This is a genomic window from Rhizobium sp. PDO1-076 (assembly GCF_000247475.1).
GTDB lineage: Bacteria > Pseudomonadota > Alphaproteobacteria > Rhizobiales > Rhizobiaceae > Allorhizobium.
Genome location: NZ_AHZC01000155.1, coordinates 14372 through 37632 on the forward strand (window position 1 = coordinate 14372; position 23261 = coordinate 37632).

23 protein-coding genes and 1 pseudogene are annotated in these 23261 nt (G+C 61.9%); 9 read left to right on the forward strand and 15 right to left on the reverse strand.

Annotated features, from left to right (window positions below; genetic code table 11):
* The first annotated feature begins 60 nt into the window (after positions 1–60).
* From PDO_RS10525 to PDO_RS10545, 5 genes and pseudogenes are all read left to right on the forward strand, one after another.
* Positions 61–411, forward strand: coding sequence for a P-II family nitrogen regulator (locus PDO_RS10525; protein WP_007601534.1), 351 nt, complete (start codon positions 61–63; stop codon positions 409–411).
* A 27-nt stretch (positions 412–438) separates the two neighbouring features.
* Complete coding sequence (locus PDO_RS10530; RefSeq protein ID WP_007601536.1) at positions 439–1800, forward strand: ammonium transporter; 1362 nt, start codon at positions 439–441, stop codon at positions 1798–1800.
* 234 nt (positions 1801–2034) lie between these two features.
* Positions 2035–4713 carry an FtsK/SpoIIIE family DNA translocase gene (locus PDO_RS10535; RefSeq protein ID WP_007601538.1) on the forward strand — a complete coding sequence of 893 codons (2679 nt, stop codon included), beginning with the start codon at positions 2035–2037 and terminating at the stop codon, positions 4711–4713.
* Positions 4714–4819: 106 nt separating this feature from the next.
* Entirely contained in the window at positions 4820–5476 is a 657-nt protein-coding gene (locus PDO_RS10540) for an outer membrane lipoprotein carrier protein LolA (RefSeq protein WP_007601540.1), read from the forward strand.
* 114 nt (positions 5477–5590) lie between these two features.
* A pseudogene (locus PDO_RS10545) lies at positions 5591–6393 on the forward strand (exodeoxyribonuclease III).
* 13 nt (positions 6394–6406) lie between these two features.
* Here PDO_RS10545 and PDO_RS10550 read toward each other — a convergent pair.
* Both PDO_RS10550 and PDO_RS10555 read right to left on the reverse strand, forming a co-directional pair.
* A complete protein-coding gene (locus PDO_RS10550) occupies positions 6407–6862 on the reverse strand; it encodes a cyclic nucleotide-binding domain-containing protein (protein WP_007601542.1) in 456 nt (151 codons plus the stop codon).
* Positions 6863–7054: 192 nt separating this feature from the next.
* Positions 7055–7738, reverse strand: coding sequence for a response regulator transcription factor (locus PDO_RS10555; protein WP_007601544.1), 684 nt, complete (start codon positions 7736–7738; stop codon positions 7055–7057).
* Between the two features lie 126 nt (positions 7739–7864).
* On the opposite strand from PDO_RS10555, the gene PDO_RS10560 reads away from it, so the two are divergent.
* Together PDO_RS10560 and PDO_RS10565 are read left to right on the forward strand one after the other, a co-directional pair.
* Positions 7865–8422: a L,D-transpeptidase family protein gene (locus PDO_RS10560; RefSeq protein ID WP_007601545.1), complete on the forward strand. Its 558-nt coding sequence runs from the start codon at positions 7865–7867 to the stop codon at positions 8420–8422.
* Between the two features lie 192 nt (positions 8423–8614).
* On the forward strand, positions 8615–9445 hold the full coding sequence (locus tag PDO_RS10565) for an aldo/keto reductase (RefSeq protein WP_007601563.1): 831 nt from the start codon (positions 8615–8617) through the stop codon (positions 9443–9445).
* A gap of 72 nt (positions 9446–9517) precedes the next feature.
* Here the strand turns inward: PDO_RS10565 and PDO_RS10570 are convergent, their stop codons facing one another.
* Together PDO_RS10570 and leuC are read right to left on the reverse strand one after the other, a co-directional pair.
* Positions 9518–10348, reverse strand: a complete 831-nt coding sequence (locus PDO_RS10570; protein WP_007601564.1) for a DMT family transporter — start codon at positions 10346–10348, stop codon at positions 9518–9520.
* Positions 10349–10598: 250 nt separating this feature from the next.
* Positions 10599–12008 carry a 3-isopropylmalate dehydratase large subunit gene (leuC, locus tag PDO_RS10575; RefSeq protein WP_007601565.1) on the reverse strand — a complete coding sequence of 470 codons (1410 nt, stop codon included), beginning with the start codon at positions 12006–12008 and terminating at the stop codon, positions 10599–10601.
* A 389-nt stretch (positions 12009–12397) separates the two neighbouring features.
* Here leuC and ppk2 point away from each other — a divergent pair, with 389 nt between their 5' ends.
* The gene (gene ppk2 / locus PDO_RS10580; protein WP_007601566.1) at positions 12398–13303 is read left to right on the forward strand and encodes a polyphosphate kinase 2; all 906 of its coding nucleotides are present in this window, start codon (positions 12398–12400) and stop codon (positions 13301–13303) included.
* Positions 13304–13358: 55 nt separating this feature from the next.
* Here the strand turns inward: ppk2 and PDO_RS10585 are convergent, their stop codons facing one another.
* The 6 genes from PDO_RS10585 to rplS all read right to left on the reverse strand — a co-directional run bounded on the left by PDO_RS10585 (position 13359) and on the right by rplS (position 18261).
* The gene (locus PDO_RS10585; RefSeq protein WP_007601567.1) at positions 13359–14180 is read right to left on the reverse strand and encodes an amino acid ABC transporter permease; all 822 of its coding nucleotides are present in this window, start codon (positions 14178–14180) and stop codon (positions 13359–13361) included.
* Between the two features lie 37 nt (positions 14181–14217).
* Positions 14218–15015 (reverse strand): transporter substrate-binding domain-containing protein, encoded by a 798-nt coding sequence (locus tag PDO_RS10590; RefSeq protein ID WP_007601581.1) that lies wholly within the window; start codon positions 15013–15015, stop codon positions 14218–14220.
* 141 nt (positions 15016–15156) lie between these two features.
* On the reverse strand, positions 15157–16572 hold the full coding sequence (locus PDO_RS10595) for a PepSY-associated TM helix domain-containing protein (RefSeq protein WP_007601588.1): 1416 nt from the start codon (positions 16570–16572) through the stop codon (positions 15157–15159).
* Positions 16573–16582: 10 nt separating this feature from the next.
* Positions 16583–17047, reverse strand: a complete 465-nt coding sequence (locus tag PDO_RS26685) for a helix-turn-helix domain-containing protein (RefSeq protein WP_007601590.1) — start codon at positions 17045–17047, stop codon at positions 16583–16585.
* A 106-nt stretch (positions 17048–17153) separates the two neighbouring features.
* Positions 17154–17555: a DUF2946 family protein gene (locus tag PDO_RS10605; protein WP_007601592.1), complete on the reverse strand. Its 402-nt coding sequence runs from the start codon at positions 17553–17555 to the stop codon at positions 17154–17156.
* Between the two features lie 154 nt (positions 17556–17709).
* On the reverse strand, positions 17710–18261 hold the full coding sequence (gene rplS / locus PDO_RS10610; protein ID WP_007601594.1) for a 50S ribosomal protein L19: 552 nt from the start codon (positions 18259–18261) through the stop codon (positions 17710–17712).
* 277 nt (positions 18262–18538) lie between these two features.
* Here rplS and PDO_RS10615 point away from each other — a divergent pair, with 277 nt between their 5' ends.
* Complete coding sequence (locus PDO_RS10615) at positions 18539–19285, forward strand: sulfite exporter TauE/SafE family protein (protein ID WP_007601596.1); 747 nt, start codon at positions 18539–18541, stop codon at positions 19283–19285.
* Here PDO_RS10615 and trmD read toward each other — a convergent pair.
* The 5 genes from trmD to ffh all read right to left on the reverse strand — a co-directional run bounded on the left by trmD (position 19267) and on the right by ffh (position 23064).
* Positions 19267–19998 carry a tRNA (guanosine(37)-N1)-methyltransferase TrmD gene (gene trmD / locus PDO_RS10620; RefSeq protein ID WP_007601599.1) on the reverse strand — a complete coding sequence of 244 codons (732 nt, stop codon included), beginning with the start codon at positions 19996–19998 and terminating at the stop codon, positions 19267–19269. The two genes, PDO_RS10615 and trmD, sit on opposite strands and share 19 nt — an antisense overlap.
* Before the next feature lie 7 nt (positions 19999–20005).
* Complete coding sequence (gene rimM / locus PDO_RS10625; RefSeq protein WP_007601603.1) at positions 20006–20581, reverse strand: ribosome maturation factor RimM; 576 nt, start codon at positions 20579–20581, stop codon at positions 20006–20008.
* Between the two features lie 124 nt (positions 20582–20705).
* Positions 20706–21080, reverse strand: coding sequence for a 30S ribosomal protein S16 (gene rpsP / locus PDO_RS10630; RefSeq protein ID WP_007601626.1), 375 nt, complete (start codon positions 21078–21080; stop codon positions 20706–20708).
* A 66-nt stretch (positions 21081–21146) separates the two neighbouring features.
* Entirely contained in the window at positions 21147–21467 is a 321-nt protein-coding gene (locus PDO_RS10635; RefSeq protein ID WP_007601627.1) for a chorismate mutase, read from the reverse strand.
* Between the two features lie 10 nt (positions 21468–21477).
* Complete coding sequence (gene ffh / locus PDO_RS10640) at positions 21478–23064, reverse strand: signal recognition particle protein (protein ID WP_007601628.1); 1587 nt, start codon at positions 23062–23064, stop codon at positions 21478–21480.
* Between the last annotated feature and the right edge of the window lie 197 nt (positions 23065–23261).

The window sequence follows — 23261 nt, forward strand, 5'->3', positions numbered from 1 at the left end:
AGGCAAATTGATCTAGCCTGCGTCAAGGAGAGTCGGCTCCGCGCCGAGGACAAGCAAAGGATGGGAAACCAGATGAAGATTGTGATGGCTATCATAAAGCCGTTCAAGCTGGACGAGGTGCGCGAAGCCCTCACCGCTGTGGGCATCCAGGGCCTGACCGTGACCGAGGTCAAGGGATACGGACGCCAAAAGGGACATACTGAAATCTACCGCGGCACGGAATATGCCGTCAGCTTTCTGCCGAAACTGAAGATCGAGATCGCAGTTTCCTCCGAGCTTGCGGACAAGGCTGTTGAAGCCATCGCATCGTCGGCCAAGACCGGTCAGATCGGCGACGGCAAGATCTTTGTCTATCCGATTGATCAGGCCGTGCGTATCCGCACCGGCGAAACCAATACCGAAGCTCTGTAAGAACGGCCGCTAGGGGAGTTTTTTCTGATGTCATTTGCCAAGTCGAAATCCACATTGCTGCGCATTGGCGCCGCGTCGGCAGCAGTGCTGGCGCCGGTTGTCGCCTTCGCGCAGGAAGCAGCACCTGCTGTTGCCGAAGCGGCCGCTGCCGCACCGGTTCCGAACAAGGGCGACACCGCCTTCATGTTCGTCTGCACCATCCTCGTCCTGTTCATGCTGATCCCGGGCCTTGCCCTGTTCTACGGCGGCCTCGTACGCGCCAAGAACATGCTCTCCGTTCTCATGCAGTGCACCGTTATCGGCTCCGCGATCATGATCGCATGGGTTCTCTACGGCTACTCCTTCGCTTTCGGCGGATCGACCAACCCGTATTTCGGCGGCTTCGCCAAGCTCTTCCTGGCCGGCGTCACGCCGGACAGCACGGCGGCAACCTTCTCTGACGCCGTCATTCCGGAATACATCTTCATCGTCTTCCAGATGACGTTTGCCGCCATCACCCCGGCCCTGATCGTCGGCGCCTTTGCCGAACGCATCAAGTTCTCGGCATCGGTTCTATTCTGCCTGCTCTGGGTCACCTTCGTCTACTTCCCGATCGCCCATATGGTCTGGGACGCAAACGGCCTGATCTTCGGCTGGGGCGCGCTTGACTTCGCCGGCGGTACCGTCGTGCACATCAATGCCGGTGTTGCCGGTCTGGTTGGCGCGATCATGGTCGGCAAGCGTACCGGCTACGGCAAGGACATGATGGCTCCGCATTCCATGACCCTCACCCTCGTCGGTGCGGCCATGCTCTGGTTCGGCTGGTTCGGCTTCAATGCCGGCTCGAACCTTGAAGCCACCGGCGGCGCCATGCTCGCCACGATCAACACCTTCATTGCAACGGCTGCTGCTGTTGTGTCCTGGTCGATCGTCGAAACCTTCACCCGCGGCAAGGCATCCATGCTGGGCGCGGCTTCCGGCATGATCGCCGGTCTCGTCGTCATCACCCCGGCCGCCGGCATTGCCGGCCCGATGGGCGCGATCGTCATGGGCCTGATCGTTTCCCCGCTGTGCTACTTCTTCGTCTCCGTGATCAAGAACAAGTTCGGCTACGACGATACCGCTGACGTCTTCGGCGTCCACGGCATCGGCGGCCTGTTCGGCGCGCTGGCAACCGGCATCTTCGCCTCTTCCTCGCTCGGCGGCATCGGCTACGCAGAAGGCGTGACCATGGGTGCGCAGTTCTTCACCCAGGTGAAGGCAGTCCTCGTCACCGTCGTATGGTGCGGTGTCGGTTCGGTCATCCTGTTCAAGATCACCGACGTCATCGTTGGCCTGCGCGTACCGGTCGAAGCCGAGCGCGAAGGTCTCGACCTCGCCTCGCACGGCGAAGCTGCCTACCACAACTAAGAAACGGTTCGCGCTTCGGCGCGGCCACCTCGCAAGCATCACGAACGCCCGGACCGCAAGGCCCGGGCGTTTTTTGTGCGCAAATCATATTTTCGGACTGCCTGTGGGGCCAATCGCATCGCCATGGTTAATGCCGCATTAACCCTCGGCGCTGTAGGGTATCGTAAAGCCATGCCGGTTCCCCAGCCGGCGCAAGGCGTAGCAGTGACCTCACGCGGACGGGCAGGCAATCACATGGACAGAGGAAATTCGGCAGCGCTTACCGAACACTCGGCTCGCTTCGTGCTGACCGCTTTCGTATTGCGCCAGATCTTCTCGCTGGCCGGTTTTGGGCTCTTCCTGCTGCTGGTTCTCGCGGTTGCATCACTGGCCACCTGGAATGTCGCCGATCCGAGCCTGTCCTATGCCACCGACAATCAGCCGACCAACATCCTCGGTCTCTGGGGTGCGGTGTTTGCCGATCTAATGATGCAATTCTTCGGCCTGGCCAGCCTGCTGGCGCTGTTGCCGGTGCTTGCCTGGTCATTCGCCCTGATCGGCGGACGCAGGCTGACCCGCGTACCGGCTCGTCTCGCCGCCTGGCTGGTTGGCGCGCTGGTTGCCGCCGCCACCGTCGGCTGTTTCCCGCCGCCGCTGACATGGCCGCTGCCGAGCGGCACCGGCGGCGTTCTGGGCGACCTGATCCTACGCTTCCCGGCCCTGTTCATCGGGGCCTATCCGACCGGCACCTTTGCCATGGTGATGGGCTCCATCCTCGCCGTGCCGACCGCATGGCTTCTGCTGTTTGCCGCCGGCATTGTCGGGCGCAGCGAACCGGAGATTCCGGCCCCCCAGATCAAGGCCCAGGCAGACAAGAGCCGCAGCCTGGCACAAGCCATCGAGGCCGACGACGAGGACGAGCCGGAAGGTCCGATTGCCCTGGCGCTCGGCGCCATTGCCCACAACTGGTACACGACGCGCGCGCGCATGCGCCGGCTGTTCGGCCTGAAGCCGGCCGAACGCAGCCGCCGTGATTTCGACCAGCCCTACGACTTCAACGATGATGAGTTCGGCACGCTGAACGAACCGAGCCGTCCGAAGGCACCCGCCTTGCATGCCCGTCAGGAGCCGGTACTCGAGGGTGCTCCGCGAGCGACCACCCGCTCCATCGTTTCGCCGCCGCCCATGGCCAGCGGCCATTTCGACGATGACGACGGCGCATTCGACATGGACGACATGCCGCGCCCGGCCGGCATCCTGCCCGACGACGAGGACGACTGGAATGCGGCGCCGGCAGCACCCTCGCGCAATATCGGCGCCGGCCGCAGTTCGCCGCAGGTCTCCGCGCCCGCCAGCCGCCCCAAGCCCGGCGCCCGCGTCGAGCGTGATGCCCAGGGCTCGCTGCTGCGCCCCGACGGTTTCCAGCTTCCCTCCGTGCATCTGCTGGCCGAACCCCGCGCGGTTGCCCGCGACGCGACCCTGTCGACCGAGGCCCTGGAACACAATGCCCGCCTGCTTGAAGGCGTGCTCGACGATTTCGGCGTCAAGGGCGAGATCATCCATGTCCGTCCCGGCCCGGTCGTGACGCTCTACGAACTGGAGCCAGCACCGGGCATCAAGTCGTCCCGCGTCATCGGTCTTGCCGACGACATCGCCCGCTCGATGAGCGCGATCGCTGCCCGTGTCGCCGTTGTGCCCGGCCGCAACGCCATCGGCATCGAATTGCCCAACCAGACGCGCGAGACCGTCTATCTGCGCGAACTGATCGGCTCGAAGGACTTCGACGGCAACAAGGCCAAGCTCGCCATGGCGCTCGGCAAGACGATCGGCGGCGAACCGGTGATTGCCGACCTTGCCAAGATGCCGCATCTGCTGGTCGCCGGTACCACCGGCTCGGGCAAGTCTGTCGCCATCAACACGATGATCCTGTCGCTGCTTTACCGGCTGTCGCCGGAAAAGTGCCGCCTGATCATGATCGATCCGAAAATGCTCGAACTTTCGGTCTATGACGGCATTCCCCATCTGCTGTCGCCAGTCGTGACCGATCCCAAAAAGGCCGTCGTTGCGCTGAAATGGACCGTCCGCGAGATGGAAGAGCGCTACAAGAAGATGTCGAAGATCGGCGTGCGCAATATCGACGGCTTCAACAGCCGCGTCGAGCAGGCGCTGGAAAAGGGCGAGGTCCTGACCCGCACCGTGCAGACCGGCTTCGACCGCCAGACCGGCGAGGCGATCTACGAGACCGAAGAATTCGACCTGCAGCCGATCCCCTACATCGTCGTGATCATCGACGAAATGGCCGACCTGATGATGGTCGCCGGCAAGGACATCGAAGGCGCCGTGCAGCGTCTGGCGCAGATGGCGCGTGCAGCCGGCATCCACGTGATCATGGCCACCCAGCGCCCATCGGTCGATGTCATCACCGGCACGATCAAGGCGAACTTCCCGACCCGCATTTCCTTCCAGGTCACGTCGAAGATCGACAGCCGCACCATTCTCGGCGAACAGGGCGCCGAACAGCTGCTCGGCATGGGGGACATGCTTTACATGGCCGGTGGCGGCAGAATCCAGCGTGTGCACGGGCCTTTCGTGTCGGACAACGAGGTCGAGGAAATCGTCGCCTACCTGAAGACCCAGGGCTCGCCGCAATATCTCGAAGCCATCACGGTCGATGATGACGACGGCGAAGAGGGCGGCGGACCGGCGGGCACCTCCAACCTGTCGGAATCCGACGATCCCTATGACCAGGCGGTTGCGATCGTGCTGCGCGACGGCAAGGCATCCACCTCCTATGTCCAGCGCCGCCTTGGCATTGGCTACAACCGCGCCGCCTCGCTGATCGAGCGCATGGAGAAGGAAGGCATCATCGGACCGGCCAATCACGCCGGCAAGCGCGAGATCCTCGTGCCCACCGAATCCGACATCGAAAGGTGATGGAACAACTGCGACTGGGACGAGTTGCCGCACAGGACGCGCAGGCTTACGTCATGAAGCCGCCGCCTTTTTCGGCAAGACATGCAAGCATATGAAGGAGTACCGGATGAGTGAAGATAATGCAGAACGCGAGGCCTTCTTGCCCGCGTTGACCAGCCGTCGCCAATTCGTCCTGGGCGCTGCCGCTTTCATGGCCTATGCCGCCCTGCCGCCCATGCCTGCTTTTGCCGCGACCGATGCCGCCCAGAAGATCGCCGACCATTTCTCCAGCGTGAAGAACATGATGGGCGAGTTTGTCCAGTTCGGCCCGCGTGGCGAGCAGACCGGCGGGAAGTTTTTCATCCAGCGTCCGGGCAAGCTGCGCTTCAACTATGAGAAGCCTTCGCCGATGCGCGTGATCGCCGACGGCAAGAATGTCGTGATCGGCAATACCAAGCTGAAGACCTGGGATCTCTATCCGTTGTCAAAGACGCCACTGAGTCTGCTTCTGGCCGAGCGCATCGATCTTGGCAACAAGATGGTCCGTGACGTCAAGGAAGAGGCTGACCTCACCACGATCGTGCTGGGCGACAAGACCCTGCTTGGCGATTCGACAATCACCCTGATGTTCGACCCGAAGACCTTCGAACTGCGCCAGTGGACCATCACCGACCTGCAGAAGAAGGACACCTCGGTGATGATCTTCAACGTCCAGACCGGCGTCGACTTCGATCAGAGCGTCTTTGAAATTCCTTATGCGGACGTTCACAACCAGCAGCGCTGATTGTCCGGACCTCACCTGTGGAGAAAGGCGGCAGACAGAGATGTCCGGCCGCCTTTTCCTGTTCATGGCGGATGAAACTTTCTAAGAACGGGAGACATCTGGGGAACAATCGCCATGACGCTTTCGATCACCACCTGGAACATCAATTCGGTGCGGCTGCGCCTGCCGATCGTCGAGGATTTCCTCAGGCAGACAAGCCCGGACATTCTCTGCCTGCAGGAGATCAAATGCCAGAACGACCAGTTCCCCGCTGAGCAGATCGCAGCACTCGGCTACACGAACATCGTCCTGCATGGCCAGAAGGGCTATCACGGCGTTGCCATCTGCTCGCGCCTGCCGCTGACCGAGGATCACCGCCAGGACTATTGCGGCGTCGGCGACAGCCGCCACATCTCGGCGGTCTTCGAATGGGCCGGCCGCCGCATTCGCCTGCACAATTTCTACGTCCCCGCCGGCGGTGACGAGCCCAACCGCGTGATCAACCCGAAATTCGGCCACAAGCTCGACTTCATCGCCGAAATGAAGGCGCTGTCGGCCGATGGCGAGCCGGGCACGGCACGGTTTTGGTCGGCGACCTGAACATCGCACCGCTCGAGCACGACGTCTGGTCGCACAAACAGATGCTGAAGATCGTCAGCCACACGCCGGTCGAGACCGAAGGCCTGCTGGAGATCATGCGCCAGGGCAACTGGGTCGACCTGATGCGCCAGCATGTGCCCGACAGCGAAAAGCTCTATACTTGGTGGAGCTACCGTGCCAAAGACTGGGCCGCCGCCAACAAGGGCCGCCGCCTTGACCATATCTGGTCATCAGCCGATCTGGCGCCGCTGCTCAAGCGTGTCGACATCCTGAAGGAAGCGCGCGGCTGGAAACAACCGTCCGACCATGTCCCGGTCACAGCGACGTTCGATATCTGATAGCAGGCTATGTTTATTCGAAACGGCCTGCCATGGCGGCCGTTCCGTCGACCAATGCGCTGATCGACTGCTTGATGCGCGCCTCGACATGCCGCGCCATGGCTGGATACTCCTCCAGCAGCCTGTGAAACATCGCCCGGGTGATGCGGATGACATCGACGTCTTCCGCCGCGACGGCAGTGAACTTCCGCTCGACCATTGTCACCAGCGCAAGCTCGGAGAGCATGACGCCCTTGCCGACCGTCGTCTCGAGCCGAGACTTGCCGCCGCGGCCGATGACATGCAGGTCAAGGGCGCCGCTGACCACCACATAGGCGCATTCGGCCGGCGACTTTTCGCGAAACAGCACCTGACCCGTCGCGATCTGCCGATGTTCGGCGCCGAAGGCGACCAGACGCAACTGGTCCGTATCCAGGCCGGAGAACAGCGGTACTGCCGAAAGCAGATCGATATCGTCGCTCAGTGCCATCAATCTCTCCCGTCGCAGGCCGCATGCTGCTGCCGATCCCGGCAGCAGTCCTCAAGCCATAACGCAAAAGTGCGGACGAGACGACCCATGCAAGCGCATCATCCCCGGCTGTCCGCAGTCGTCTGCGGACACCGAGCGGGACCAGCGCCATCGCTGACCGAAGGCAGGATCATTGCCCCCGATCAGGTCAAGTCAGGGAATGATCTTGTAGCCGCCATTCTCTGTGACCAGGATTTCGGCGTTTGACGGGTCCCGCTCGATCTTCTGGCGCAGGCGGTAGACATGGGTTTCCAGCGTGTGGGTGGTGACGCCGGAATTATAGCCCCAGACCTCTTCGAGCAGCACGTCACGCGTCACCACCTTCTGGCCGGCGCGATAGAGATAGCGGATGATCGCCGATTCCTTTTCGGTCAGGCGGATCTTCTTGCCGTCGTCGGTGGTCAGCAGCTTCTGGCTCGGCTTGAACAGATAGGGCCCGACGCCGAAGGTCGCGTCTTCGCTCTGCTCGAACTGGCGCAACTGGGCGCGGATGCGGGCGAGCAGCACGGCAAAGCGGAACGGCTTGGTGACATAATCATTGGCGCCGGCTTCCAGGCCGAGGATCGTGTCGGAATCGGTATCGTGGCCGGTCAGCATGATCACCGGCGACTTGAAGCCGCCCTTGCGCAACAGCTTGACCGCCTCGCGGCCGTCCATGTCCGGCAGGCCGACATCCATGATCAGCAGGTCGACCTGGCTGGTCTTTGCCGTCTGCATGGCGCGCGTGGCATTGTTTTCCTGCAGAAGCTGGAACTCTTCATAGTGCGAGAGCTGTTCGACCAGGATCTGCCTTAGATCCTCGTCGTCATCCACGAGCAGAATGGTCCGCGCCGTCATCCTTGATCCTTCCAGATTGGGTCGTATTTTCGAAGGCTTATGCTCTTATCTTCAGGCAATTATGGCTTTGCCGAAACATATGAAGTGCTATGAATACAACATTCTTCACGAACAAGGCAAAATCTCGTGAATGTGAGAGCCGACAAGCCGAAAATTCCCGAAAAGACGCTGCGCCGCCTGCTTGTTCGTCGGGCGCCGACCGGCAAGAGCCAGGCGATCCTCCAGGCCGGCCCCTTGCGCCTGCGCGCCGCCATCGGCCGCTCGGCCACCACCAGCCGCAAGCGCGAAGGCGACGGCGCAACCCCGATTGCGACGATGAAACTCGTCTCCGGCTACCTGCGCGGCGACCGGGTGCGCGAGCCGAAGACCGCCTTGCCGATGCAGCGCGTCAGCGCCAACATGCTCTGGTGCGACGCGTCCGGCCATGCCAGCTACAATCGCCCGGTCAAGGCGCCGTTCCGGCCGAGCCACGAACGTCTGATGCGCGATGACGAACTCTACGACCTCTGTATCGTTCTCGACTGGAACCTGTCTTCCCGCAAGCGCGGCTGTGGCTCGGCCATCTTCTTCCACATAGCCCGTCCCGGCTATCAACCGACGGAAGGCTGCGTCGCACTCCATCCGCGCGACATGCGCCGCCTTCTGCCTTATCTGACGGCAAGAACCAGCCTTCAGGTTCTCTGACAGCACGATCAGCCAAATTGCATCGCACTGCCCTTTCATTGGCCGGCAACCTTCCTAAGTAGGGAATTGGAAACAGAGGCATGCCCCTTGTCACGGCCCGATTCCGACTGCTGGATAAACCGCGCCAGCACGAACCATTTCCGAAGACCTCCGCCGTCTTCAATCGCCCGATACTTCATGGAGATTTCACCGATGACAGAACAAACCCATATTACCCTGAACGATGGCAACAGCATTCCCCAGGTTGGCCTTGGCGTCTGGCAGACCCCGAATGACGAGGCCGCTCCCGCGGTCAAGGCGGCACTCGAGGCCGGCTATCGCCATGTCGATACGGCGGCGGTCTATGAAAACGAGGAAGGTGTTGGCAGCGGCATAAAGCAGTCGGGCGTCGCCCGCGGCGAGATCTTCCTCACCACCAAACTCTGGAACGTCGACCAGGGCTACGAGCAGACCCTCAAGGCCTTTGATGCCAGCCTGAAGCGTCTCGGCACCGACTATGTCGACCTTTACCTGATCCACTGGCCGTCGGCCCATCGCGGCTTGTTCGTCGATACCTGGAAGGCTTTCATCAAACTCAAGGAAGAAGGCCGGGCAAAATCGATCGGCGTCTCGAATTTTTATCCCGAGCACCTGGAAAAGATCATCGGCGAGACGGGCGTCGTGCCTGTCATCAACCAGATCGAACTGCATCCAGACTTCCAGCAGAAAACGACGCGCGCCTTCCATGACAAGCGCAAGATCGCGACCCAGTCCTGGAGCCCACTTGGTCAGGGCAAGCTGCTGAACAACCCGGTCATCGGCAAGATTGCCGCGCGTCTCGGCCGCACGCCGGCACAGGTAATCATCCGCTGGCATATCGACAACGGCCTCGTGGTCATTCCGAAGTCCGTCACGCCATCGCGTATCGTCGAAAACTTCAAGGTCTTCGACTTCCAGCTGTCGGGTGACGACGTGGCAGAACTGAACGCGCTGGACGATGCAGGTGCTCGTATCGGCCCGGATCCGAAGACCGCAACCTTTTGATTCACGTGTAACATTTGATTAACCACGACAAGGAAAGCGGCCCGGTGGCCGCTTTTTTTGTGTCGTCGGTTTCTAGAGGCTGACGCAGATCGCGCCGGCGGCCACGATCAGGCAGGCGGCCACCCGCCGGATCGTCAAGTGTTCGCCGAGAAACGCAGCCCCGATCAGGACCGCGAAGACGACACTGGTTTCGCGCACCGCCGTCACCAGACCGGCCGGCGCAAAGGAATAGGCGACGACGACGAGGCCATAGGCCATCATCGCGACAACGCCGCCGGCAAACGCCTTCCAGGTGACGCTGGCGCGAAAATCGATCAGCAAACCACGACGCAGCACGCCATAGGTAATGCAGATCATCACGCCGAACAGGAACAGCACCCACATGGCATAGGCAACCGGCTGCTCCACCAGCTTCACGCCCTTGGAATCCACCGTTGAATAGCAGGCGATGATAAAGCCGGTGGCAAGCGCAAACAGCAATGACGATGTGGCTGCCCGAGTCTTGCCGAGCGACAGGCTCATGATGCCGGCAGCGACCAGGGCAACGCCCAGCGTCTGGTAGGGCCCCAGCACCTCATGGAAGAATAGGAAGCCGCCCAGCGTCACCAGCATCGGCACGGAACCGCGCACGATCGGATAGACCTGGCCCAATTCGCCATGACGGTAGGCTGCCACGAGAAACAGGCTGTAGCCGACCTGCAGGCCTGCAGAAAGCAGGATGTAGGGCCAGGCAGCCATGTCCGGCAGCGGAAAATAGAACAGAAACGGCAGCGCGATCACGCTGCCGGCGAGGCTCATCACGGTAATCGACCACAGACGATCGTTTCCGGTGCGCAGGAAGGCGTTCCAGCTCGCATGCAGGATGGCAGCAACCAGGGCAAGACCAATGGCGATCGCGCTCATGCACGCACCGCGCCGGCGCTGGCGATCTTGAAATTCGGCTGGGGCATGGGATGGGTCATCGAGGAGGGTTGCATGACAGTTTTGTGACGGCGCGACGATAGCGGCTTTGCCAGTCTTTGCAATTGCCAGTCTTTGCAATTGTCAGCCTTGGCAATTACCCGTCTTTGCGATTGCACCTCGACACAACCGCAAAAAAGAAGCCGCCCGCATCGCTGCGGACGGCTTTTGAAGTCACGAGTTCGGCTCCGCCTTACTTCCAGTCGCGGATATCGACGAAGTGTCCGGCAACGGCGGCGGCAGCGGCCATGGCCGGCGACACCAGATGCGTGCGGCCCTTGAAGCCCTGGCGGCCTTCAAAATTGCGGTTCGAGGTCGAGGCGCAACGCTCGCCCGGCTTCAGCCGGTCGTCGTTCATCGCCAGACACATCGAGCAGCCTGGTTCGCGCCAGTCAAAGCCGGCAGCCTTGAAGATCGTGTCGAGGCCTTCGGCTTCCGCCTGTTCCTTGACCAGGCCGGAACCCGGAACGATCATCGCCGATACAGTCGAGGCAACCGTCTTGCCTTCGACAACCTTGGCGACTTCGCGCAGGTCCTCGATGCGGCCATTGGTGCAGGAGCCGATGAACACACGGTCGACAGCGATATCGGTGATCTTCGTGCCCGGCTTCAGACCCATATAGTCAAGCGCGCGCCACTTGGAGGTGCGCTTGTTCTCGTCCTGGATTTCGTCCGGGTTCGGCACGGCGCCCTGAACCGAGATTACGTCTTCCGGCGAGGAACCCCAGGAGACGATCGGCGGCAGGCTTGCTGCATCGAGCACGACGACGCGGTCGTAATGGGCGCCTTCGTCGCTCTGCAGCGTCTTCCAGTAGGCGATCGCCTGTTCCAGCTGTTCACCCTTCGGCGCGCGCGGCTTGCCCTTGATATATTCGAAGGTCTTTTCGTCCGGCGCGATCAGGCCGGCGCGGGCGCCGCCTTCGATCGTCATGTTGCAGACGGTCATGCGGCCTTCCATCGACAGCGCGCGGATGGCTTCGCCGGCAAATTCGATGACATGGCCGGTACCGCCGGCGGTGCCGATTTCGCCGATGATCGCAAGGATGATGTCCTTGGCGGTGACATGCTCCGGCAGAACGCCATCGACACGCACCAGCATGTTCTTCGCCTTCTTCTGGATCAGCGTCTGGGTGGCGAGCACATGTTCGACCTCGGACGTGCCGATACCATGCGCCAATGCCCCAAAGGCACCATGTGTCGAGGTGTGGCTGTCGCCGCAGACAATGGTCATGCCCGGCAGGGTGAAGCCCTGTTCCGGGCCGACGATGTGCACGATGCCCTGGCGCTTGTCGCTGGCCGAATAATATTCGACGCCGAACTCTGCGGCATTGGTGGCCAGCGCCTCGACCTGGATGCGGCTTTCCTCGTTCTTGATGCCGAGATGGCGATCCGGCGAGGTCGGAACGTTGTGGTCAACGACAGCGAGCGTCTTTTCCGGTGCACGGACCTTGCGGCCGGCCATGCGCAGGCCTTCGAAGGCTTGCGGGCTCGTCACTTCGTGAACGAGGTGACGATCAATGTAGAGAAGACAGGTTCCGTCGTCCTGCTGATCGACCATGTGGTCGTCCCAGATCTTGTCGTAAAGGGTACGCGGTGCGCTCATGGCTGGTATATCCGTGTGAAGATGAATGATGGCAATCGGGCGTGTGGTCGCCAAACGGCAAACCGGCGTTACGGCGTCTTAAAGTAGACGGCTGTTGAGCGCCCCGGAGACGCGCGCGAAGAAACGTGCCGGCAGACGCTTATGGTCTTGCAGCACGAAAATGTCTGGCGCGAGGCATCCGAATTTCGATCCCATGGGCGCTTCTTTAGCAGTTTTTCGAGGCGTCGGCAATGCGCCAGTGTCTGCCAACATGCATCCCGCAGTATTGGGGGGGCGCGGAAGATTGCCGCAGGACGATGACTTGAACTGGCCGACCTATTTCCCAACTGTCATAAAGTATTCGCGCAAACATGCGTTGATCTGCCGTTCGAACACCGGAAGGAGCATTTATGTCCGCGCCCACGCATGACGATGTCAACCGCATTAAGAACGAGATCATCGACAGCTTCGACGAAGAGCTTGAGCTTGAGATGGAAGAAGAACGGCTGGACGAACTCGTCGCCGAGGGCCTGTCTGAGCCGACCATCGACCGCAAGGTCTATTTCCGCGAACTGTTCAAGCTGCAGCACGAACTCGTGCGGCTGCAGGATTGGGTGCATTACAAGAAGCTCAAGGTCGTGCTGCTGTTCGAGGGCCGCGATTCCGCCGGCAAGGGCGGCGCGATCAAGCGGGTGACGCAGCGCCTCAATCCGCGCGTCTGCCGCGTCGTGGCACTGCCGGCCCCGACCGAACGCGAACGCAGCCAGTGGTATTTCCAGCGCTACGTCAATCATCTGCCGACGGCCGGCGAAATGGTGATGTTCGACCGCTCCTGGTACAACCGCGCCGGTGTCGAACGGGTCATGGGTTTCTGTAGCCAGGACGAACTGGAAGAGTTTTTCCGCTCTGTGCCGGAATTCGAGCGCATGCTGGCCCGCTCCGGCATCATCCTGTTGAAATACTGGTTCTCGATTACCGACGAGGAGCAGGAATTCCGCTTCCGCATGCGCATCAACGATCCGTTGAAGCAGTGGAAATTGTCACCGATGGACCTGCAGAGCCGCATCCATTGGGAGGAATATACCAAGGCCAAGGAAGAGATGCTCGAGCGCACCCATATTCCCGAGGCGCCGTGGTGGGTCGTCCAGGCCGTGGACAAGAAGAAGGCGCGGCTGAACATGATCAGCCATCTGCTCGGCCAGATCCCTTACGAAAGCGTGCCGAAGGAAGAGGTCGTGCTGCCGGATCGGGTGCGCAAGAGCGACTATCTGCGTCATCCGGTACCGCAGGAGATGTATGTGCCGGAGATCTACTGACCGGGGTGAGCACCCCGCCGGACGCTGAAGCGAATTCTTCGGCGTCCGGAATACGCTAGCGCTCCGCTCGCGAGCGCATGCGCTTTTCGAAGCCGCGTAGCATCAGTGACAAGCCGATCGTCAGCACCAGATAGACATAGGCGACGATCGAATAGGTTTCGAAAAAGCGGAACGAGCCCGACGCATAGACCTTGCCCATCTGGGTAATGTCGGCGACGCCAAGCACCGAGACCAGCGATGAATCCTTGACCATGGCGACAAAATCGTTCGACAGCGGCGGAAAGATCACTCGGATCGCCTGCGGAAAGACGACGAGGCGGAACCGCTGGCCACGACTGAGACCGAGGGCCTTTGCCGCTTCGATCTGGCCCTTGTCGATCGACTGGATGCCGGCCCGGAAGATCTCGGCGATGAAGGCCGAGTAACCGATCATCAGCGCGATGATCGCCCGCCACATCAGTGAAACATCGCGCACCACCATAGGCTCCAGATAGCCGGCGGTCGTCAGCGGCGAGACGATGAGGTTGTAGAGCGCGACAAAGCCCGGCGCGCCGACAAAGGCGACATAAAACAGCAGGACGAGGATCGGCACGCCGCGCACCACCTCGACATAGAAGCGGGCGATCTGGCGCAGCACCACGCTGTCGGCCATGCCGAGCAGCGCGATCATCAACCCGAGCGTGGTCGCCAGCAGAAACCCGGTCAGCGTGACGAACACCGTGACCCAGATGCCTTGGGCGATCGTGTTGAACACTTGCGTGTACAGATCGCTGAACACGATGACGAGGCCGACCACGACGGCCAGCACGATAAAGGCGACCAACCACCAGGGTCGGTCGCCCTTCTGATTGCCTTGCGGCAGGGTCTGAAAGCTCATCAGCCGGCGATCCTGTCGCGGTTTCTGGCAAGTGGACTCATTCGCCCATCTTGTAGTCGAGGAACCACTTCTTGTTCAGCGCATCAAACGTGCCGTCGGCCTTCAGCGCCGCAATCGCGGCGTTGATCGGCTGAACCAGATCGGAGCCCTTCGGGTAGATGAAGCCGAAGTCCTCGGCGCCGAGCGCGCCGCCGACGACCTTCAGGCCACCCTGGGACGCATCGACATAACCCTTGGCTGCGACGCTATCGGTCAGGACCAGATCGACGTCGCCGGCCTTGAGCGCCTGCACCGTGGCGCCGAAGGTTTCGAACAGCTTGATGCGCGGGTTCTGTTCGTTGCCGTCGAGGATCTCGTAGACGGCGGTGTAGAATGGCGAGGTGCCCGGCTGCGCGCCGACCAGACCGTCGGTCAGGGCCGCGAAGCTCTTGGCATCGGTAAAGCGCGCCTCGTCGCCGCGCACCAGCATGAACTGCTCGGATCGCATGTAGGGATCGGAGAAGTCGACCTTCTCCTTGCGGTCGTCCTTGATGGTGATGCCGGTCATCCCGAGATTGTACTGATCGTCGGACACTGCCTGGATCATCGCGTCCCAGGAGGTGTTCTGGTATTCGACCTTGAAGTTCAGCCGCTTGGCGATCTCGTTCATCGCGTCATATTCCCAGCCGATCGCCTGGCCGGACTTCGGATCGACAAACTGCAGCGGCGGATAGGCGTTTTCGGTGACGACGACGACCGTCTTGCCGCCGAGATCCGGCAGGTCGGCAGCCGAAGCTGCGAGCGGTGCGAGCACGAGGGCGGACAGACCGGCAACAACAGCGCGGCGAAACAGCATGGAACTCTCCTGAATTGTGGCAAGGCAGAGTGTCACAGTTTGTTTGGCCAAGGCAAGTGCCGCCTGCCTTTCCAAGTGCATGGTTTCACGGCCCGTATTGGTTGCCAGCGGCCGATTTGATCAGCCGCCGGCGTTTAAATCCTAGCTGACGGCCCGCTTCAAAGGCTTCACGTGACGGATCACCAGCAGGTCGAGCAGCAGCACGCCGACAAGCACGGCGCCGGACAGCGGAAACAACAGCGAGACCGCGAGCATCACGACCGCCCCGGTCTTCCACAGCGGGCCAGGTTCACTGACCACCGGCGCAACGAGACGGGCGGCACCCTTCGGGCGACGCTTCCACCACATGACGATACCGCTGACCGACAGGAAGATGATCGACAGACAGAAGACCGTCACCAGTGCCAGGTTCCACAGACCCATGTCGCCCTCGTGGAAGGCGATACCGACCGCCATCGCTTTGCCGGCCGCGCCATAGTCGGCAAAGCCGACATTCGCGAGGATCTTGCCGGTATACTGATCGATATGCACGGTACGATCCGACAGCGGATTGGCGCTGTCATTGCTCATCGTGTCGCGCGAGATCGTCCAGACACCGGCCGTATCACCTGGGAATGCGAGCTGGAATCGCTGGTCGAAGCCCAGCGAGCGGGCAAGCGTGACGATAGCATCGATATCCACCGGCTGGCCTTCCGGCGTGCCCGTGACACCCGCTGCCGAGCCGGACACCGGCATCGGCGTCTGCTCCAGCGTCCACGGCACGTTCTTTACGCCGCCATGGTTCATGCTGGCATGCGTTTCGTCGGACAGCGGCACATTATCCCATTTCTCGGCCGGAAACGTGCTCCAGGCCTGGGTCATTTTCTCGCCCCAGATACCGGCCCAGGTCAGGCCCGACAGCAGGAAGACGAGCAGGATCGCCGAGACATAGAAGCCGACCGTCAGATGCAGCAACTTCCACAGCGCCCGGCCCTTGGCGGCAAGATTCGGCACCAGGACGCTGGCAAAACCCTGGCCGTCGCGCGGCCACCACAAATAAAGGCCGGTGACGATCAGCACCACGCCGAAGCCGGCGGCGATCTCGATCAGCCGATCGCCCAGGGTGCCGATCATGAGGGTGCCATGGATCGTGTTGGCCAGGTCATAGAGGCCATTGTGCCGCTCCCAGGTGCCCAGCACCTCGGCCGTGTAGGGATCGACCGCAACCATGCTGGAAGCATCGCCCTGATTGATGCGGAAGACGGCAGAACCATCGGCCGTTCGCGGCGCGATATACTGGACGATCTGGCCGTCCGGCGCGGTCATGAAGGCCGCTTCGGCCTGCCGGGATACCGAAACGGTTTCGGCCTGCGGCGTGACGCGGTAGTATTTTTCGCCGTCGCGCCCGATGAAGACGGCAGACCACAGCATCACGAGGCCCGTGACCGCCAGCATCAACAGGAACGGAGCAACATAGAGGCCGGCATAGAAATGCCAGCGCCAGGCGGTAAAATAAAAGCGGCGCAAGGCGTTTCGGGACGTCTCGGCGGCGGGGACAAGACCTTGAACAGTCGACATCGGATCCTCTCTAGATCAATGAAAGCGGGATAGGGGCGTTACCGGAAGCCACCTGCGTCAATTGCGCGGGCTCAAGCAGGGTGACGAGGTCGGACGTCTGGAATTCGATCAGGCCGGCACGCTTCAACCGGGTAAAGCATCGGCTCACCGTCTCGATCGTCAGACCGAGCCAATCAGCCAGATCGCCCCGGGTGGGATACAAATGAAAGGTGACGGCGCCGCGCTTGCGCTGGCGGGCGGGACGACCGAATTGCCCGGCAAGATCGAGAATGGCACAGGCAACCCGTTCCGGCGCCGTCTTACGGCCGAGCAGCATGGTGAGCGCCTGCGAGCGCGCGAAGCCTTCGAGAAAAATCGTGGTGCGCGGCGGCAGCAGGGCAGCATCCTGACGGTCGATGCGATGTGCGTCCTGATGGGAGGCCGACGGCGGCGGCATCGCCGCCTGCAGGCGCAGGGGCATGGTGGGTTCAAGCATGGGGCAGGTCCGGACTTCGGCCGGACATGCGTGACGGCATGCTCAACGGCCAGATTTGACGATATCCGGACGCAGGCGGCAGGGCCGCCGACGTACCGGGCTCAGATCAAACGACCGAAACGGGAGGGGCTCGGGGGCCACCATTGGGGGGAAAAAGCTGCCGGTAAAATGCCTCGACCCGAAGCGGCAGGGCAATATGAGTGGCGATCGGCAGGCGCGTGCCGACCAGGTCGGTCGGCATCAGTGGCAGGATCTGCGCGGAGATCCGGCAGGCTTCGCAATCGGTAGAAGCCGTATGCATCTTGGATTTGCCGTCTTCACCCTGCCCAGGCAGGCACAGGTCAGGCAGAGAGCCGTCAGGAAGCGTCAGAGCTGCAATCTCTGCGGCACTCAGCACGGAGGCCGCAGCGACAGGCGCACGGTGGGCAAAACCGACAGCGCACAGGGCAATGATGCACGCCATGCGCATCATCGTCATCCAGGTCGCAATCGGTCCACGCTTCGTCATTCTATCCCCCGACAGGCGAGAAGGGATATCAGGCAGATCCTAAACCGACAAGTGTGGAAACCCGGTACCCGCTGCGGGCGGATGTCGCATCGGTCGAAACGAAAAAGGCGGAGCCGAAGCCCCGCCTTTTCCCAAATCCCGAAACGGGAAAGTCTTATTCTGCGGCGCCTTCGGCAGCCGTTGCTTCAGCAGCAGCAGCAGCTTCTGCAGCGGCCTTGGCTTCAGCGGCTTCTGCAGCTGCCTTTTCGGCGGCCAGAGCCTGTGCTGCTGCGACCTTTTCGGCTTCCAGACGTGCCTTTTCTTCAGCGATCGCGGCGCGCTCGGCGTCGTTCAGCTTGCGGGCGCGAACGCCGGTGTCTTCAACGATACGAGCCGACTTGCCGCGACGATCGCGCAGGTAGTAGAGCTTGGCGCGACGGACCTTACCGCGACGGACGACTTCAACGCTTTCAACGAGCGGCGAGTAGACCGGGAATACGCGCTCGACGCCTTCGCCGTAGGAGATCTTGCGAACGGTGAAGCTTTCGTTGATGCCGCCGCCCGAACGAGCGATGCAAACGCCTTCATAGGCCTGTACGCGGGTACGCGTGCCTTCCTTGACGGTGACGTTGACGCGGAGCGTATCGCCAGCCGAGAATTCCGGCAGCTTGCGCTTGGCTTCGATCTTGGCGGCCTGTTCGGCTTCCAGCTGCTGAATGATGTTCATGTCTAACCTCAATTTCTTCTGAAACGGCCAGAGCGCTCAACGTTCATCCTTCGGCCATGGCCTCCGGATCTTGCCTGCAAAGGCGGGAGCGAATACGCGGTTCTTTGTTTTGGCAGACGGGCTTGTTGCCCATATCCGAGCGGGCCATTACACCATGGGGCACGGCTTGTCACCCCTTCAGCCCCAATTTTATCCGCCGCAAGCCCTTGAAATGCGGCTTGTCGGTCAATTTTACGATGCTATGACTGCGACCAGTCGCATGAAAGGGAGTTGCCGAATGTCCGTAGCCTTGATCTGCCTGTTGTTCGTCGCGGGCTTTCTGTCCGGCGCGGTCAATGCCATTGCCGGCGGTGGCACCTTTCTGACCTTCGGTGCACTGACGCTCGCTGGCCTGCCGCCGATCAGCGCCAATGCCACCTCGTCGGTGACTCAGTTTCCCGGTTACATCACCTCGACCTTGGCCTATCGCCGCGAATTCGCCGGCCTTTGGAAAAGCGCGCTCGCGCTGGGCATCGTGTCCGCCATTGGAGCATTCGGCGGCGCGCTCTTCCTGATATCGCTCTCCAACCCGTCGTTCCGCGCCATGGTGCCGTGGCTGCTGCTGGCCGCGACCGCGGTCTTTGCGGCTGGCCCGAAATTGAGGCCGAAGACAGCGGGCGAAAGCCACCCGGCGAGCCCGCTGGGCCTCGTGCTTCAGGCCGCGACCTCGTTTTATGGCGGCTTCTTCGGCGCCGGCATGGGCATCATGATGCTGGCATCGCTCGGGCTGGCAAGCGGCGGCGACTATCATCGCCTCAACGCGCTGAAAAACTTCCTGTCGATCGTCATTGCCGCCGTGGCTATCGCCGTTTTCGTCGGTGCGGGAGCGCTGTCCTGGACCCATGCCGCGATCATGATCCCGGCCGTCGCACTCGGCGGCTATGCCGGCGTCGCCATGGCAAAGAAGGTTCCGCAGCCGGTGATGCGCTGGCTGGTCGTGGCGGCCGGTGTCGGCCTTGCGATCTATTACTTCGTGACCGGCTGAGCCTTGGTCTTGGCCAGAAGGTCCGGGGCCAGAAGGTCCGAGGCCAGCAGATCCGGCCGACGTTCCTTCGTGAGCTTGACCGCTTCCGCCTGACGCCATTTCTCGATCGCCGCATGATTGCCGGAGGTCAGGATCTCCGGAATATCGCGCCCCTCGAAAACCTGCGGCCGGGTATAGTGCGGATGTTCGAGCAGGCCGCCTTCGAAGCTCTCATGCACGCCCGACAGCTGGTTGCCCATCACGCCGGGCAGAATGCGGACCACGGCATCGAGCAGGGTGAGCGCTGCCGGCTCGCCACCGGACAATATATAGTCGCCGATGGAAACTTCTTCGAGCTGCCGCGCATCGATGACGCGCTGGTCGACACCCTCGAAGCGGCCGCAGACGATCACCACGCCCTCGCCGTCCGCAAGCTCACGCACGCGCTGCTGGGTCAGCGGTCGACCGCGGGGGCTCATCAAAAGCCGCGGCCTTGCATCGCTGGCTATGGAATCGATCGCCCGCGCCAGTACATCCGGCTTGAGCACCATGCCGGCACCGCCACCAGACGGCGTGTCATCGACACTGCGATGTTTGTCTTCGGCGAAATCGCGGATCTGCACCGCGTCCAGCGACCAGTCGCCACGCTCCAGGGCCCGACCGGCAAGCGCCTGGCCGAGATGGCCCGGGAACATGTCCGGATAGAGGGTCAGAATGGAGGCCTTGAAGCTCATGGCAGGTTCATTTGCTGCCATAGGGCGGACGCGGCTTGCCGAGGCCGTAGGGTTTTTCCTCGCCGTCGTCCTTGAGGCCGGCAGCAATCGGATCGACCAGGATACGGTTGCCCTCGAGATCAATCTCGAGCACGGCAGCTTCCGAGAACGGAATGAGCACCGGCCGCTTGCCTGGGCCTTTCAGCTCCAGCAGATCGCCGGCGCCAAAATCATAAACGCCGGACACCGCGCCATAGTGATTGTTCTCGGCGTCATAGACCTCGAGACCTTCAAGATCGGCATAGTAGAATTCGTCATCGTCCAGGTTGTCATTCGGCAGGCTGTCGCGATCGACGAACAGCTCAAGCCCGTTCAGCGCCTCGGCGGCATTGCGGTCGTTAACGCCGCGGAAACGCACGATCGCGACCGTCTTTGCCTCGCGGATATCGAGGATCTCGAACTTGCGCCCGTCGGCACTGTAAAGCGCGCCGTATTCGCCGAGCGACAACTGGTCGGCGGTGTAGGTTTTCACCCGGACCTCGCCGCGCAAGCCCTGGGCAGCGCCGATCACGGCCATCAAGACGGGGTTCTGCAGCACGGTCATGGGTCTTTGATATCCTGAAGAGAAACTGGTCCGCTCACCCCTTTTAAGGGCAAGCGCACAGAAAGAAAACGCAAAAGCGGGCGGAGGGAAACCCGCCGCCCGCTTGATCAGGGATCAGACCCTATTATTCAGCAGCAGCTTCGGCAGCGGCAGCAGCGGCGTCTTCAGCCTTCTGCTTGCGCTCGGCAACGCGCTCCAAGGCCTTCTTGCCCGGCTTTGCCTTTTCCGGGTTGCTGCGAGCGTCGCGGGTCACGAGACCGGCATCGGCCAGGAACTTGGCAACACGGTCGGTCGGCTGTGCGCCCTTGACCAGCCATTCCTTGATGCGGTCGGCGTTCAGTTCAACGCGCTTGTCGTTGTCCTTGGCGAGCATCGGGTTCCACGAACCGACCTTCTCGAGGAAGCGGCCGTCACGCGGGCTGCGGGCGTCTGCAATAACGATCTGGTAGTAAGGGCGCTTCTTGGAACCACCGCGGGCGAGACGAATCTTCAGGGACATTGCATTACTCCTTGGTTTTCAGTCCGGACTGCGCACGGCAGATCCGGTTTTTTGTTGAGGCCGCCGTCAGGCGGTCTTTTCAGTGACGCCACCGTGTTCGGCGGCAATGGCTTCATGATGCCGGATGACTTCGGTGATGATGAAGTTCAGGAACTTCTCGGCGAAATCCGGATCCAGATTGGCATCCTGGGCCAGGTGGCGCAGGCGGGCGATCTGGTATTCCTCGCGCGCCGGGTCCGCCGGCGGCAAATCGTATTGGGCCTTGAGCACGCCCACGGCCTTGGTGCAGCGGAAACGTTCCGCCAGCATATGGACCAGCGCCGCGTCGATATTGTCGATCGACTGGCGATAGCCGGAAAGCTGCTGCTTGACAGTCTGATCAGTCATGCGCGTCCTTTCACTTCTTCTTCGGCAGGCCGGGCAGGCCCGGGAACCCACCACCGAGACCCGGCAGCTTCGGACCGCCGAGACCCGGCAGGCCACCACTGCCCAGACCCGGCAGACCGGCGCCCGGCTTCATGCCGGCGGCTTCGGCCTGCTTGGCCAAGGCTTCGAGCTGTTTCGGGTCGAGACTGGAGAGATCGGGCATGCCGCCCATTCCGCCGCCCATTCCGCCCCCAAGGCCACCGAGGCCCATCTTCGAAGCCAGACCGCCCATCATCTGCTTCATCATGCCGCCGCCCTTCTTGCCGCCCATCATTTTCATCATGTCGGCCATCTGGCGGTGCATTTTCAAAAGCTTGTTGATCTGCGCCGCATCCGTGCCGGAGCCGGCCGCGATGCGCTTCTTGCGGGAATGCTTGAGCAGGTCCGGATTGGCGCGCTCTGCCTTGGTCATCGAGGAGATGATCGCGAGCTGGCGCTTGAACAGCTTGTCGTCGAGGCCGGCGGACGCCATCTTGTCCTTCATGCCGGCCATGCCGGGCATCATGCCCATGATGCCGCCCATGCCGCCCATCTTCTGCATCTGGCCGATCTGGTCGGCAAGATCGTTGAGGTCGAACTTGCCCTTGGCCATGCGGGCCGCCATGGCGGCCGCCTTTTCGGCATCGATGTTCTCGGCAGCCTTCTCGACCAGCGAGACGATGTCGCCCATGCCGAGGATACGGTCGGCGATGCGGCGCGGATGGAACTCGTCGAGTTCCGACATCTTTTCGCCGACGCCGATCAGCTTGATCGGCTTGCCGGTGACGGCGCGCATCGAAAGGGCTGCACCGCCGCGGCCATCGCCGTCCATGCGGGTCAGCACGAGACCGGTGATGCCGACGCGTTCGTCGAAATTGCGCGCCAGGTTGACGGCGTCCTGACCGGTCAGCGCATCGGCGACCAGCAGGATTTCATGTGGCTTCGAGCGGGCCTTGATCTCGGCCATCTCGATCATCAGCGGCTCGTCGATATGGGTACGGCCGGCGGTGTCGAGGATGACCACGTCATGGCCGCCGAGCTTGGCAGCCTGGACGGCGCGCGCGGCGATATCGGTCGGCGACTGTCCGGCGATCACCGGCAGCGTGTCGATGCCGGTCTGCACGCCGAGCTGGCGCAGCTGTTCCTGGGCCGCCGGACGACGCGTGTCGAGCGAGGCCATCAGGACCTTCTTCTTGTCGCGGTCGGTCAGGCGCTTGGCGATCTTGCCTGACGTCGTGGTCTTGCCCGAGCCCTGCAGGCCGACCATCATGATGACGACAGGTGCGGCCGCCATCAGGTCTACGCCGACACCTTCGGTGCCGAGCATCTCGACCAATTCGTCATGGACGATCTTGACGACCATCTGGCCGGGCTTGATCGACTTCAGGACGGCGGCGCCGACAGCCTTTTCGCGGACTCTTTCCGTGAAGCCGCGCACGACTTCCAGTGCGACGTCGGCTTCCAGAAGTGCACGGCGAACCTCGCGTAACGCTGCCGAGACATCCGCCTCGGACAATGCGCCACGGCCGGTCAGTCCATTCAGAATGGAACCAAGGCGGTCCTGGAGGTTTTCAAACATCGGCTCTTCCTTACTCGGTTTCGGATACCCGAAACCTCGGTATTTCCTTGGACGAAAACAAGACGCAAAGCCAAAAAGCACCCGAGGGCGCATCGCGCTGTCGGGTGTTGACCTCCGGGATCTGTTTATACCTTGCGGGTCCCGGTCGGCGGCTCGGAGTGCTTGTCTCGTCGCAGATTGCGCGGGATAAACAGCAA